This is a genomic window from Rhodococcus sp. ACS1, from assembly GCF_002300155.1.
Classification (GTDB): domain Bacteria; phylum Actinomycetota; class Actinomycetes; order Mycobacteriales; family Mycobacteriaceae; genus Rhodococcus_F; species Rhodococcus_F koreensis.
Window position 1 is genome coordinate 376,325 of the sequence record NZ_NSDZ01000010.1, and the last position, 13,007, is coordinate 389,331.

The window sequence follows — 13,007 nt, forward strand, 5'->3', positions numbered from 1 at the left end:
GGTCTCGTGGACAAGATCAGGAGATACCCGGACCGTGCCCGAACCGAACGGGCGCAGCTCGACGCCGTCCTCGACGCCGCGCCGATGGGCACCCTCGCCACCGTCGTCGACGGCCTGCCCTGGGCCGTGCCGATGCTCTACGCCCGCGACGGCGACAGGATCCTGCTGCACGGTTCCACCGGGGCCGGCGCGCTGCGGCAGGTGGCGGCAGGCGCCCCCGCCGTGCTGTGCGTCGCGATGCTCGACGGAATCGTCGTCGCGGACACACTGTTCGACTCGTCCGCCAACTACCGTTCGGCGGTGGTGCGGGGCAACCTCGTCACCCTCGGCGAAGACGAATCCGCCGGCGCCCTCGACGCACTGTCGGACGTGCTGATCCCCGGTCGCAGCAGCGAGGTCCGGGGACACCGTCGCAAGGAACTCGCCGCGACGCTGGCCCTCGCCCTCCCGATCACGCCGGGGCAGTGGACCGTCAAGGTGCGGGACGCGCCGCCGGGCGAACCCGCCGAAGCGAGCAGTGCGTGGGCCGGGGTCGTCCCCGTGCGGTCGGTCGCCGGTGCGCCCGTCCCGGCGCCGTGGGTGGCGACCGGCACACCCGTGCCCGCGTCCGTGTCGCGGCTGACCCGGACCGCGTAAGGAAAGCGTCAAGAGCCCTGGACGTCCCGTAAGCGCTTCGTCAGCGAGGCCTCTGTCGCCCGGATCCGGCGTGATGCTGGCATGACACCCCGCAACCGTGGGGTGTCATGCCTGCGCTGAACCGCAGGATCAGTACGAAGAGGGATCCTCACATGGCCGACGTGGCCTACGTTGCGCTCGTCCTCGGCGGGTTCGCCTGTTGCGCGCTCGTTCTCCGTGCCCTGCAGACCGGACGCGTGAAATGACCGGCGCCGGAATACTCGCCGTCGTCCTCGTCGCGATCGCGGCGGCGCTCGTCGTGTATCTGCTGGTCGCGCTCATCGACCCGGAGCGGTTCTGATGACGCCCGCCCTCGCGGCCGGCCTGCAGATCGCGCTCGTGATCGCGGTACTCGCGGCGCTGTACGTGCCGGTGGGCGACTACATGGCCCGCGTCTACGAATCGCGCCGCCACCTGCGGGTCGAATCCGTGCTGTACCGCCTGTGCCGCATCAACCCCCACACTGAGCAGACCTGGTACGGCTACGCGGGCAGTGTGCTGGGCTTCTCGATGGCCGGCGTGCTCTTCCTGTATGTCCTGCAACGCATTCAGGGTGTACTTCCGCTGTCCGGCGACCTGACCGGGGTCAGCGCCGCGGTCGCGTTCAACACGGCCGTGTCGTTCGTGACCAACACCAACTGGCAGTCCTACGCCCCCGAGACCACGATGAGCAACCTGACCCAGCCGGTCGGACTCGCCGTGCAGAACTTCGTGTCCGCGGCGGTCGGCATGGCCGTCGCGGTCGCGCTGATCCGCGGGTTCGTCCGCGTGGCCCGCAGCGGTGAGATCGGCAACTTCTGGGTGGACCTCACCCGCGGCAGTCTGCGGATTCTGCTGCCGTTCTCCTTCGTCATCGCGTTGATTCTGTTGAGCCAGGGCGTGATCCAGTCATTCCACACGGGATTCGAATCCACCGGCCTGGACGGCAATGCCGTCACCAACGCCCTGGCGCCCGTCGCCTCGCAGGAGGCGATCAAGGAACTCGGCACCAACGGCGGCGGCATCCTCGCCGCCAACTCGGCACACCCGTTCGAAAACCCCACCCCGGTCAGCAACATCGTCGAGATCATCGCCATCCTGCTGATCCCGGTGTCCCTCACCCGCACGTTCGGCACCATGGTCGGCGATCCTCACGACCGAGCGAGCGAGGTGTCCGGGCACCGCCAGGGCCTGACCCTGCTCGCTGTGATGGGCATCCTGTGGGGTTCACTGCTCGCCGTCACCCTTGCCGCCGAATCGGGACGACGCGGCGTCGCAGCCACCGCGGCAGGCGCGATGATGGAAGGCAAGGAAGTCCGATTCGGCATTCCGGGCACCGCACTGTTCGCCGTGAGTACCACGGGAACCTCCACGGGCGCGGTGAATTCCGCCCACGACAGCCTGTCGCCGCTCGGTGGCGCAGCCGTGTTGCTGAACATGCTGCTCGGGGAGATCGCGCCCGGCGGTGTGGGCACCGGGCTCTACGGCATTCTCGTCCTCGCCCTCATCGCCGTCTTCGTCGGTGGACTCCTCGTCGGCCGCACACCCGAGTACCTGGGCAAAAAACTACGGCAACGGGAGATCACCCTCGCCGCGCTGTCGGTGCTGGTGATGCCCGCGCTGGTCCTGATCGGAACGGGCATCACCGTGATCCTGTCCTCGACCACCGGTTACCAGGGCAACAGCGGCGACCCCGGCAGTCCCGGATCGATCCACGGATTCTCGGAGGTGCTGTACGCGTTCGCGTCGGCGTCGAACAACAACGGCAGCGCGTTCGGCGGGCTGACGGTCACGAGCGACTGGTTCCAGACCGCGCTCGGCGTGTGCATGCTGTTCGGCCGGTTCCTGCCGATCATCTTCGTCCTCGCGCTCGCCGGATCCCTGGCGTCGCAGAAGAAGACGGCCCCGGGCGCCGGAACCCTGCCGACGGCGGGCCCGATGTTCACCGGGCTGCTCACCGGCACCGTCGTGCTCGTGGCGGCGTTGACATTCTTCCCGGCCCTCGCGCTGGGACCGATCGCGGAGGCCCTGCAGTGAGTGTGAACGTGACCAGTCGTCCGGCGACCGAGCCGACGACGCCGCCCGAGGGCGGCCACGCCCCGGCGCCCGTCAAGGCCGGGATCTTCAGTCCCGCCCAGCTGGTGACGGCGTTGCCGGGCGCGCTGCGCAAACTCGACCCCCGGCACCTCGCCCGCAACCCGGTGATGTTCGTGGTGTTCGTCGGTTCCGTCGTCACCACCGTCATGGCCATCGCCGACCCGTCGGTGTTCTCCTGGGCGGTCACCGCGTGGCTGTGGTTCACCGTGCTGTTCGCGAACCTCGCCGAGTCGGTCGCGGAGGGGCGGGGCAAGGCGCAGGCGGCGAGCCTGCGGAAGGTGAAGCAGGACACGGTCGCCCACAGGATCACGGCGAGCGGCGCTCTGGAATCGGTGCCGGGCACCGACCTCGTCGTCGGCGACCGCGTGGTCGTTGTCGACGGTGAGGTGATCCCGGGCGACGGCGACGTCGTCGAGGGCATCGCCACCGTGGACGAATCGGCGATCACCGGCGAGTCCGCGCCCGTCGTCCGCGAATCCGGCGGTGACCGGTGCGCCGTCACCGGCGGCACGACCGTGCTGTCCGACCGGATCGTCGTCCGCGTCACCGCGGCCCCCGGGCAGTCGTTCGTGGACCGGATGATCGCCCTCGTGGAGGGGGCGGCGCGGCAGAAGACGCCGAATGAGATCGCGCTGAACATCCTGCTGGCGTCGCTGACGATCGTCTTCCTGCTGACCGTCGTCGCGATCGGCCCGATGGGTCTGTACGCGGGGCAGGAACAGGACCCGATCAAACTGATCGCGCTGCTGGTGTGTCTGATCCCCACCACGATCGGCGCCCTGCTGTCGGCCATCGGGATCGCCGGGATGGACCGGCTGGTGCAGCGGAACGTCCTGGCGATGTCGGGGCGGGCGGTGGAGGCCGCCGGCGATATCGACACCCTGCTGATGGACAAGACCGGCACCATCACGTTCGGCAACCGGCAGGCCACCGCCCTGCATCCCGCACCGGGAGTGTCCGCGAGCGAGCTGGCAACGGCGGCACGGCTGTCCAGCCTCGCGGACGGCACTCCCGAGGGGCGCAGCATCGTGGACCTGTGCGCCCGGGACTTCGGGTTGGACCCCGCGCCGTCCGAGGCCGAGAGGGCAGCGGAGTTCGTGCCGTTCACCGCGCAGACCCGGATGAGCGGGCTCGACATCGACGGCACCCGCATCCGCAAGGGCGCCGGCGACGCGGTGCTGAACTGGGTGCATTCGCTCGGCGGACACACCTCGCCCGCGGTCACCGGCGCGGTGAACGAGATCGCGCAGGCCGGCGGAACACCCCTCGTGGTGGCCTCGATCCACGCGGATGCGCCGACGGTGCTGGGTGTGATCGCGCTGTCGGACGTGGTGAAGCCGGGCATCGCCGAGCGGTTCGCGGAACTGCGGGCGATGGGAATCCGCACGGTGATGATCACCGGCGATAATCCGCTCACCGCCAAGGCCATCGCGGCCGAGGCCGGTGTCGACGACTTCATGGCGGAGGCGACACCCGAGGACAAACTCGCGCTGATCCGCAAGGAACAGGAGGGCGGCCGGCTGGTCGCGATGACCGGTGACGGCACCAATGACGCCCCGGCCCTGGCCCAGGCGGACGTCGGGGTCGCGATGAACACCGGCACGTCCGCGGCGAAGGAAGCCGGGAACATGGTGGATCTCGATTCCGATCCCACCAAGCTCATCGAGGTGGTGGAGATCGGCAAGCAGCTGCTCATTACCCGAGGTGCGCTGACCACGTTCTCCCTCGCCAACGACCTGGCCAAGTACTTCGCCATCCTCCCCGCGCTGTTCAGCGTCATCTATCCGCAGCTGGACACGCTGAACATCATGCGTCTGGCCACCCCGGAATCGGCCATCCTCTCGGCGGTGATCTTCAACGCCGTCGTGATCGTGGCGCTGATCCCGTTGTCGCTGAAAGGTGTTCGCTATCGGCCGTCGTCGGCGTCGAAACTGCTGGGCCGCAACCTGCTGATCTACGGCCTCGGCGGCGTGATCACACCGTTCGCCGGTATCTGGCTCATCGACCTCGTCGTCCGTCTCATTCCCGGAATTGGGTGACTTCGCATGCGTTTTCTCATCGGACTGCTCCGGCAGACCTGGGCCGGACTCCTCGTCCTGCTCGCACTCACCGCCGTTCTCGGCGTGCTCTACCCCGCCGCGGTGTGGGGGGTGAGCCGGATCGGCGCCGGCGCGGCGGAGGGTTCGCCGGTCCGCGACACCACCGGGTGCGTTGTCGGGAGCCGGTGGGTCGGTGTCGACCCGCAGGTGCCGGCAGGGGACCCGGACCCGTTCTTCCACAACCGGGTCACCGGGTCGGTCGCCGCACAGGATCCGTTCGCACCGGGCGACCCCGCCGGCGCGCTGCCCACCAACCAGGGACCGAGCAGCGAGATCCTGGCGGCGTTCGTCACCCAGCGCCGGAACGCGATCGCCGCCCGCGAGGGGGTGCAACCCGAGTCCGTGCCGGCGGACGCGGTCACCGGATCGGGTTCCGGCATCGATCCGCACATCAGCCCCGCGTACGCCGCGTTGCAGGTGCCGAGGGTCGCACACGTGAACGGCCTGAGCGAGAGCCGCGTCCGGCAGCTGGTCGACGAGAACACCGAGGGACGGCAACTCGGGTTCCTCGGGGAGCAGCGGGTGAACGTCCTCGAACTGAATCTCGCCCTCGGCCTGACCGTTCCTCGGTGCACCGCCCCGACAGCTGGTGGATGATGGCGAGGTGAGTGGTACCGGACCCGAAGGCGAACGCCGGCGCGGCGAACTGCGCATCTATCTCGGCGCCGCACCGGGTGTCGGCAAGACGTTCGCGATGCTCGGCGAGGCGCACCGCCGCCGCGAACGGGGGTGCGACGTCGTCGCGGCCGTGGTGGAAACCCACGGCCGCGACCGCACGGCGGCGCAACTCGGTGACCTCGAACTGATTCCGCCGAAGGTCATCGCCTACCGCGGCACGCTCGGCCGCGAGCTGGACGTCGAGGCGGTGCTGGCCCGCAGGCCGGCACTGGTGCTCGTGGACGAACTCGCGCACACGAACACGCCGGGCAGTGTTCACGAGAAACGCTGGCAGGACGTGGAGATTCTGCTCGGCGCGGGCATCGACGTACTCTCGACGCTCAACGTCCAGCACCTCGAAAGCCTCAACGACGTGGTCCAGCGGATCACCGGGGTGGTGCAGCAGGAGACTGTCCCCGACGAGGTGGTGCGCGCCGCCACCCAGGTGGAGCTGGTGGACATCACCCCGGAAGCGCTGCGCCGCAGGCTGTCCCACGGCAACATCTACGCCGCAGAGAAGGTCGACGCCGCGCTGAGCAACTACTTCCGGAAAGGAAACCTCACCGCGCTGCGCGAACTGGCCTTGCTGTGGGTCGCCGATCAGGTCGACGCCGCACTCGCGAAATATCGTGCGGAGAACAAGATCACCGACACGTGGGAGGCCCGGGAACGGGTGGTGGTCGCGGTGACGGGCGGACCGGAATCGGAGACACTCGTCCGGCGGGCAGGGCGGATCGCGTCGAGGTCCAGCGCCGAGCTGATCGTCGTGCACGTGGTGCGCGGCGACGGCCTCGCCGGCGTGTCGGCCCCGGAGATGGGCAAGGTGCGGACGCTCGCCGCGAGTATCGGGGCGAGCCTGCACAGCGTCGTCGGGGACGACGTCCCGACCACACTCCTCGACTTCGCCCGGACCGCGAACGCCACCCAGCTGGTGCTGGGCACGTCGCGACGCTCACGGTGGGCGCGGATCTTCGACGAGGGAATCGGTGCGAGCGTGCTGCACCAGTCGGGGTCGATCGACGTGCACATGGTCACCCACGGCGAATCCCACCGGCTGAGGCGGTTGTCGCCGGTGGGATCGCGGTCCCGCACGATGATCGCCTGGATCGCCGCGGTCCTCGTGCCGTCGGTGGCGACCGTGGTGATGAGCGCCGTCGACCGCTGGCTCGGGCTGGTCGGCGAGGGCGCCCTGTTCTTCATCGTGGTGCTGCTCGTCTCGCTGCTCGGCGGTGTCGCCCCCGCAGCGTTCTCCGCGCTGATCTCGGGTCTGTTCCTCAACTACTTCTTCACGCCGCCGGTGCGGAGCTTCACCATCGCCGAGCCGGACAACTTCATCACCACGGTCGTGCTGCTCGTGGTCGCCGTCGCCGTCGCGGTCCTGGTCGACGCGGCCGCCAAGCGTTCACGGGAGGCCAGGCGGGCGTCGCAGGAGGCCGAGTTGCTGGCGCTGTTCGCCGGATCGGTGCTGCGGGGGGCCGATCTCGGCACGCTGCTCGAGAAGGTGCGCGAGACGTACGGTCAGGAGTCCGTGAGCGTCCTGCACCGGGACCGCGGTCTCGTCGGGTCGGTCGGGCCGCATCCACCGGCGAGCGTCGACGACGCCGACACGGTCTGCGAGGTGGGGGAAGGGGAGTACGCGCTCGCCCTCCGCGGCAGCGAACTGCACGCCCGGGACCGCCGCGTGCTGCTCGCCGTCGCGAATCAGGCCGTGGGCATGATCCGCCAGACGGAACTCGCGCAGGAGGCGGGGCAGGCGCAGGCGCTGGCCGAGGCCGACCGGCTGCGGCGGTCGCTGCTGTCCGCCGTCAGCCACGACCTCCGGACGCCGCTCGCCGCGGTCAAGGCCGCCGCGTCCAGCCTGCGCAGCGACGACGTCGACTTCTCCCCGGAGGACACCGCCGAACTGCTGGCGACCATCGAGGAATCGGCTGACGTCCTGACCTCTCTCGTCGGCAACCTGCTCGACTCGTCCCGGCTCGCGGCGGGAGTGGTGACCCCGACGCTGCGGCCCGTGTACCTCGACGAGGTGGTGCACCGGGCGCTGGTGGGGCTGGGAATCGGCGGCCGGACCGGGACACGGGCCCGCGAACGGGTCGAGGTCGACGTCGGAACGGTCGCGGCGATGGCGGATTCGGGCCTGCTCGAGCGGGTGCTCGCGAATCTGATCGACAACGCGCTCCGCTACGGTGAGGACTCCGTGATCCGGGTCGGTGCCGCGGCGGTGGGAGACCGTGCCGTCGTCACCGTCGCCGACACGGGCCCGGGAATTCCGCGGGGCCGGGCGGAGGAGATGTTCGCCCCGTTCCAGCGGCTGGGGGACCGCGACACGACCACGGGAGTCGGGCTCGGGCTCTCCGTCGTCCGCGGATTCGTCGACGCGATGGGCGGCACCATCAGCGCCACCGACACCCCCGGTGGTGGTCTGACGATGGTGGTGGAACTGGCCGGGGCGGGAGGGGAGCACCCATGACGAGAATCCTCGTCGTCGACGACGAACCGCAGATTCTCCGCGCCCTGCGAATCAATCTCAGTGTGCGCGGATACGACGTGGTGACCGCCGCATCCGGGGCTGCAGCACTGCGCGCCGCGGCCGAGCGACCGCCCGACGTGATCGTGCTCGACCTCGGGTTGCCCGACATGGACGGCACGGAGGTGCTCGCGGGCCTGCGCGGGTGGTGCCCGGCGCCGGTGATCGTGCTGTCGGCGCGCACCGATTCCGCGGACAAGGTGGAAGCCCTCGACGCGGGCGCCGACGACTACGTCACCAAGCCGTTCGGGATGGACGAGTTCCTGGCCCGGGTGCGGGCCGCGGCCCGCCGGGCGACGACGGCCGTCGACACGAGCGAGCCTGTGGTGGAGACGGATTCGTTCACGGTCGACCTGGCTGCGAAGACGGTGCGGCGGGCGGGCGCCGAGGTGCACCTGACGCCGACGGAGTGGGGGATGCTCGAGATGCTCGTGCGCAACAAGGGCAAGCTGGTGGGCCAGAAGGAACTGCTGCGGGAGGTGTGGGGTCCGGCGTACGCCACCGAGACCCATTACCTGCGGGTGTATCTGGCGCAGTTGCGGCGCAAACTCGAGGACGACCCGTCGCACCCGCGTCACCTCATCACCGAGGCCGGAATGGGGTACCGGTTCCAGGTGTGACCGTGATCCCGCTCACGACCGATGATTCGGGCCCGGTCCGGGAGTCTTACCTTCGACCGCAGCATCACACTCGACCGGAGGAGCCACGAATGCCCGCACCGAAGACCCCGCAACCGCTCGCGCACACCTTTACGGCGCCGATCCAGAAGGACGGGGCGTTCGCGACGTACGTGACCGTGCCGGACTCCGCCGAACTCCTCGGAACGAGGCGGCCGGTGAAGGTCGGCGGGACGATCGACGGCCACCCGTTCAATGCCACCCTGATGCCCTCGGGCGAGGGTCCGCACTGGCTTCCCCTGAAGATCGCACTGTGCAAGCTCATCGGCAAGGACGCGGCCGGCGTCGAGGTGACGGTGCACCTCGAGCAGCGTTTCAGCTGATGTGGGCTGCCCGGGTTTGATCCGGGGAGCACGGGGTACGGATCATCCGGAAGCGGTCCGCGTTTCCGGACGGGTTTCGAGGTGTGTCGTGCCGAGGTGGCCGCGGTTGTCGGGATGGCTCCCCACGCTGGGGGTCGTGGTGCTCGTCGCCGCGTGCGGAACGGGCGACGACGGCAACACGAGCGAGGAATTCGCCGGCACCGTCGACATCGGCGGGGGCCGGAACATCTATCTCGAGTGTGCGGGCACGGGCACGCCGACCGTCGTGTTCGTGTCCGGTCTCCGGTTCGGTGCCGATCAGTGGACGATGACGGCTGATCCGGCGAGCACCTCGGCCTTCGACGGAGTCGCCGAGTTCACGCGAGTCTGCTCGTACGATCGGCCGGGAGTCGTGCTGGGCGGGGATACAGTGAGCCGCAGCGACCCGGTCCCGCAGCCGATCACCACCAGCGACGCGGTCGCCGACCTCCAGTCGCTGCTGGGCGCCACGGATGCAGCCGGGCCCGGTCCCTATGTTCTGGCCGCCCACTCCTACGGCGGTCAGATCGCGAGACTCTTCGCCGGTACCCATCCCGACGAGGTGGCGGGCCTGGTGCTGATCGACGCGCAGTCGGAGGAGTTGCAGACACTCCTGCCCCCGGAGCAGTTCCAGGAGTTCCTGCGCCTCAACGAACCGCAGCAGGACAGTCTCGACGAGTACCCGGATCTCGAGCGCGTCGACTTCGTCCGCAGCTTCGACGAGATCCGCGCCGCCGAACCGATCCGGCCCCAGCCGCTCGTCGTACTCTCCGCCGACCGCTCGGTGGCGCCGCAGATCGCGGAGGGCGTCGCAAACGGAAGCCTCCCCGCCGACATCGATCCCGGCTACGGCCCGGCCCTCGACGCCGTGCAGCCGAAGGCGCAGGAGGATCTGGCCCAGCTCGTACCGGGTGCCAAACATGTCACGAACACGAACAGCGGCCACAACATCAACATCGAGCAGCCGCAACTCGTCGTCGACGGGGTCCGCGACGTCGTCGACGCCGTGCGCGACGGGCGCAGCGAGCCCTGACCGTCGCATGTGGCTCGGCCTGCGGAATGTGGCCGCCCGGGCGTGGGAGACTGGACCGGTGAGGTTGTATCGAGACAATGCGGTGGTCCTGCGCCAGCACAAGCTGGGCGAGGCCGACCGTATCGTCACACTCCTCACCCGGCAGTACGGTCTGGTGCGCGCGGTCGCCAAGGGAGTGCGGCGCACGAGATCCAAGTTCGGCGCCCGGCTCGAGCCGTTCGCGCACATCGACGTGCAGCTCTACCCGGGCCGCAACCTCGACATCGTCACCCAGGTCCAGACGGTCGACGCGTTCGCGACCGACATCGTCGACGACTACTCGCGGTACACCACGGCGTGCGCGATCCTCGAGACCGCCGAGCGGCTCGCCGGCGAGGAACGGGCCCCGGCGCCGCAACTGCACCGCCTGACGGTCGGGGCGCTTCGGGCCGTCGCGGAACACCACCGGCCGTGCGAGCTCATCCTCGACGCCTTCCTGTTGCGGGCCATGGGTTTTGCGGGGTGGGCGCCTGCCCTCGACGACTGCGCGCGGTGCAGCGCACCCGGCCCGCACCGGGCATTCCACGTGGCCGCCGGGGGAGCGGTGTGCGTCCAGTGCCGGCCGCCGGGCGCTGCCACCCCGTCGCCGGGTGTCCTCGACCTGATGGACGCTCTGTTCCGCGGCGACTGGGCGAGCACCGAGCAGGTGCCCGAGTCGTTGCGAGGGCAGGCCAGCGGTCTGGTCGCGGCGCATCTGCAGTGGCACCTCGAACGGCAACTCCGCACTCTCCCGCTGATCGAACGCGCACGACCGCATGCGGCGGTAGGGGCGGAGGATTCGGTCAGGCAGGATGGGGACCGTGATTCGACGACGCGAACCCCGAGCTCCGCATAATTCCGGGGCCGAGCGCCAGATCCGGCCGCCGGACCCGCATCCCTCGGGCGCCCGCCCGCCGGGCCTGCAACCCGAACTCGTGCCCCGGCACATCGCGCTGGTGATGGACGGCAACGGCCGTTGGGCGCAGGAGCGGGGACTGCCTCGGACCGCGGGCCACGAACGCGGCGAGGCCGTGTTGATGGACGCCGTCTGCGGGTGCATCGAGATGGGCGTCGAGTGGTTGTCGGCGTACGCGTTCTCCACCGAGAACTGGAAACGCAGCCCCGAGGAGGTGCGCTTCCTGATGGGCTTCAACCGCGACGTGATCCGTCGTCGCCGTGACGAGATGCACGAGATGGGGGTGCGGGTGCGGTGGGCGGGTCGCAGGCCCAAGCTGTGGCGCAGCGTCATCAAGGAACTCGAGATCGCCGAGGAGTTGACGAAGCACAACACGGTCATGAACCTGACCATGTGCGTCAACTACGGCGGTCGCGCGGAGATCGCCGACGCGGCGAAGGAGATCGGCAGGCGGGTCGCGGCGGGTCAGCTCGACCCGGAGAAGATCACCGAGGCGACCGTCGCCCGCTATCTCGACGAGCCGGACATGCCGGACGTCGACCTGTTCCTCCGGCCGTCCGGCGAGCAGCGCACGTCCAACTTCCTGATCTGGCAGTCGGCCTACGCCGAGATGGTGTATCAGGAGAAGCTGTTTCCCGATTTCGACCGCCGCGACCTGTGGGCGGCGTGCGTCGAATACGCGTCACGTGACCGCCGGTTCGGTGGCGTCAAATGACCGTCGACGGGGCGCCCGCACTCCTCGGGCGGGCAGCGGACGCGCTGGAGCATTTCGCCACCGTCGCCCGGGCCGAGGACGGCTCGCTGAGCTTCGAATACGCCGGGGCGCTGTGCTCGATCAGTGCGATGACTCTCACCGACGGCCTCGACGTGCTGTCGATGACGTGCGTCCTGGCCTGGGATCGTCCGGTCAGCGCCGCGCTGCACAAGAAGGTCGCGGAGCGCAACGGCGCATTGCAGTTCGGTTCGATCGCGGTGTTCGGTCACGGCAGGCTCGCGGACGTCATCCTGCGTTACACGTTCCCCGCCGCCGGACTCGTGGACGAGGCGCTGACCACGATGCTGCTCCTCGTGCTGAGCGGCGCGGACACCGCCCGGCAGGGGCTGATCCCCTGACGTTCACCGCGGCGCGTTGCAGTCCTTGCAGAGACCGAAGATCTCGATGGTGTGGCTGACGTCGGAGAAACCGTGGGCGTCGGCGATCGACTGCGACCACTGCTCGACGGTCGGCCCTTCGACCTCGACGGTGTAGCCGCACGCGCGGCAGACCAGGTGGTGGTGGTGTCCGGACGAGCAGCGCCGGTACACCGATTCGCCGGTGTCGGTGCGCAGGACGTCGACGGTGCCGGCGTCGGCGAGCGTCTGCAGGGTGCGGTAGACGGTGGTCAGCCCGATGCCCTCGCCGCGCTTGCGGAGTTCGTCGTGCAGTTCCTGCGCCGACCGGAACTCCTCGATGTCGTCGAGGAGTGCGGAGATGGCGCTGCGCTGCTTGGTGGCGCGGACTCCCACCACGACGGGCTTGCGCTGGCCGGTGTTCTGGGTCAAGGCGTTCATCCTTCCTCGGCGTGCGCGACGGCGTCCACGACGATGTGGGCGAGGTGGTCGTCCACCAGGCGGTAGAGGACCTCACGTCCGGTGCGTTCGCCGCGCACGACGCCCGCGGCCTTGAGCACGCGAAGATGCTGACTGATCAATGGTTGTGTGACGCCGAGCGCCCCGACGAGTTCGTGCACGCACCGTTCCGATTCGCGGAGTTGGAGGACGATCGCGATGCGGACGGGGGCGGCGAGGGCGCGCAGGATGTCGCCTGCCGCCGTCAGCGTCTCCTTCGACGGCACAGGAGCCGGGGGAGCGGCCTCGAACGGATGCGGGGCCGCCTCGAACGGATGCAGATCCCCGGGATCGACGACGCTCACCAGTGATCTCCTTCGGTGTGCCGGACAATGGACGGGACCGTGGCCGCGTGGCCGTCGGCCCCGGGAGGAACACCC

General features: G+C 69.6%; 14 protein-coding genes. 12 read left to right on the forward strand and 2 right to left on the reverse strand.

Going from position 1 to position 13,007, the window contains the following annotated elements:
* Positions 1–6: 6 nt before the first annotated feature.
* The 12 genes from CJ179_RS40070 (at position 7) to CJ179_RS40125 (ending at position 12,132) form a co-directional block, all read left to right on the forward strand.
* Positions 7–636, forward strand: coding sequence for a pyridoxamine 5'-phosphate oxidase family protein (locus tag CJ179_RS40070; RefSeq protein ID WP_095865193.1), 630 nt, complete (start codon positions 7–9; stop codon positions 634–636).
* Between the two features lie 241 nt (positions 637–877).
* Positions 878–976, forward strand: coding sequence for a K(+)-transporting ATPase subunit F (gene kdpF / locus CJ179_RS40075; RefSeq protein WP_095865194.1), 99 nt, complete (start codon positions 878–880; stop codon positions 974–976).
* The gene (kdpA, locus tag CJ179_RS40080) at positions 976–2,691 is read left to right on the forward strand and encodes a potassium-transporting ATPase subunit KdpA (protein WP_095865195.1); all 1,716 of its coding nucleotides are present in this window, start codon (positions 976–978) and stop codon (positions 2,689–2,691) included. Before kdpF ends, kdpA begins: the two co-directional genes overlap by 1 nt.
* Positions 2,688–4,790: a potassium-transporting ATPase subunit KdpB gene (gene kdpB / locus CJ179_RS40085; protein ID WP_072946641.1), complete on the forward strand. Its 2,103-nt coding sequence runs from the start codon at positions 2,688–2,690 to the stop codon at positions 4,788–4,790. Before kdpA ends, kdpB begins: the two co-directional genes overlap by 4 nt.
* A gap of 6 nt (positions 4,791–4,796) precedes the next feature.
* Complete coding sequence (locus tag CJ179_RS40090; RefSeq protein WP_095865196.1) at positions 4,797–5,447, forward strand: potassium-transporting ATPase subunit C; 651 nt, start codon at positions 4,797–4,799, stop codon at positions 5,445–5,447.
* Between the two features lie 7 nt (positions 5,448–5,454).
* Entirely contained in the window at positions 5,455–7,977 is a 2,523-nt protein-coding gene (locus CJ179_RS40095; protein WP_095865197.1) for a sensor histidine kinase KdpD, read from the forward strand.
* The gene (locus CJ179_RS40100) at positions 7,974–8,654 is read left to right on the forward strand and encodes a response regulator (RefSeq protein WP_072946644.1); all 681 of its coding nucleotides are present in this window, start codon (positions 7,974–7,976) and stop codon (positions 8,652–8,654) included. Before CJ179_RS40095 ends, CJ179_RS40100 begins: the two co-directional genes overlap by 4 nt.
* An 89-nt stretch (positions 8,655–8,743) precedes the next feature.
* Positions 8,744–9,034 carry a DUF1905 domain-containing protein gene (locus tag CJ179_RS40105; RefSeq protein ID WP_072946645.1) on the forward strand — a complete coding sequence of 97 codons (291 nt, stop codon included), beginning with the start codon at positions 8,744–8,746 and terminating at the stop codon, positions 9,032–9,034.
* An 88-nt stretch (positions 9,035–9,122) separates the two neighbouring features.
* Positions 9,123–10,085, forward strand: coding sequence for an alpha/beta fold hydrolase (locus tag CJ179_RS40110; RefSeq protein ID WP_095865198.1), 963 nt, complete (start codon positions 9,123–9,125; stop codon positions 10,083–10,085).
* Between the two features lie 58 nt (positions 10,086–10,143).
* On the forward strand, positions 10,144–10,959 hold the full coding sequence (gene recO / locus CJ179_RS40115) for a DNA repair protein RecO (protein ID WP_095865317.1): 816 nt from the start codon (positions 10,144–10,146) through the stop codon (positions 10,957–10,959).
* Entirely contained in the window at positions 10,925–11,734 is an 810-nt protein-coding gene (locus tag CJ179_RS40120) for an isoprenyl transferase (RefSeq protein WP_061045323.1), read from the forward strand. The genes recO and CJ179_RS40120 overlap by 35 nt, the downstream gene beginning before the upstream one ends.
* A complete protein-coding gene (locus tag CJ179_RS40125) occupies positions 11,731–12,132 on the forward strand; it encodes a hypothetical protein (RefSeq protein ID WP_072946647.1) in 402 nt (133 codons plus the stop codon). Before CJ179_RS40120 ends, CJ179_RS40125 begins: the two co-directional genes overlap by 4 nt.
* Positions 12,133–12,135: 3 nt before the next feature.
* On the opposite strand, the gene CJ179_RS40130 is transcribed toward CJ179_RS40125, so the two are convergent.
* Together CJ179_RS40130 and CJ179_RS40135 are read right to left on the reverse strand one after the other, a co-directional pair.
* The gene (locus tag CJ179_RS40130; protein WP_072946670.1) at positions 12,136–12,561 is read right to left on the reverse strand and encodes a Fur family transcriptional regulator; all 426 of its coding nucleotides are present in this window, start codon (positions 12,559–12,561) and stop codon (positions 12,136–12,138) included.
* Positions 12,562–12,566: 5 nt separating this feature from the next.
* A complete protein-coding gene (locus tag CJ179_RS40135; protein ID WP_072946648.1) occupies positions 12,567–12,932 on the reverse strand; it encodes a helix-turn-helix transcriptional regulator in 366 nt (121 codons plus the stop codon).
* Between the last annotated feature and the right edge of the window lie 75 nt (positions 12,933–13,007).

Bases quoted from the DNA above. Each gene is read 5' to 3' on its own strand.
- kdpF (WP_095865194.1), top strand. From the start codon at position 878: ATGACCGGCGCCGGAATACTCGCCGTCGTCCTCGTCGCGATCGCGGCG.
- kdpA (WP_095865195.1), top strand. From the start codon at position 976: ATGACGCCCGCCCTCGCGGCCGGCCTGCAGATCGCGCTCGTGATCGCG.
- CJ179_RS40090 (WP_095865196.1), top strand. From the start codon at position 4,797: ATGCGTTTTCTCATCGGACTGCTCCGGCAGACCTGGGCCGGACTCCTC.
- CJ179_RS40100 (WP_072946644.1), top strand. From the start codon at position 7,974: ATGACGAGAATCCTCGTCGTCGACGACGAACCGCAGATTCTCCGCGCC.
- CJ179_RS40105 (WP_072946645.1), top strand. From the start codon at position 8,744: ATGCCCGCACCGAAGACCCCGCAACCGCTCGCGCACACCTTTACGGCG.
- CJ179_RS40125 (WP_072946647.1), top strand. From the start codon at position 11,731: ATGACCGTCGACGGGGCGCCCGCACTCCTCGGGCGGGCAGCGGACGCG.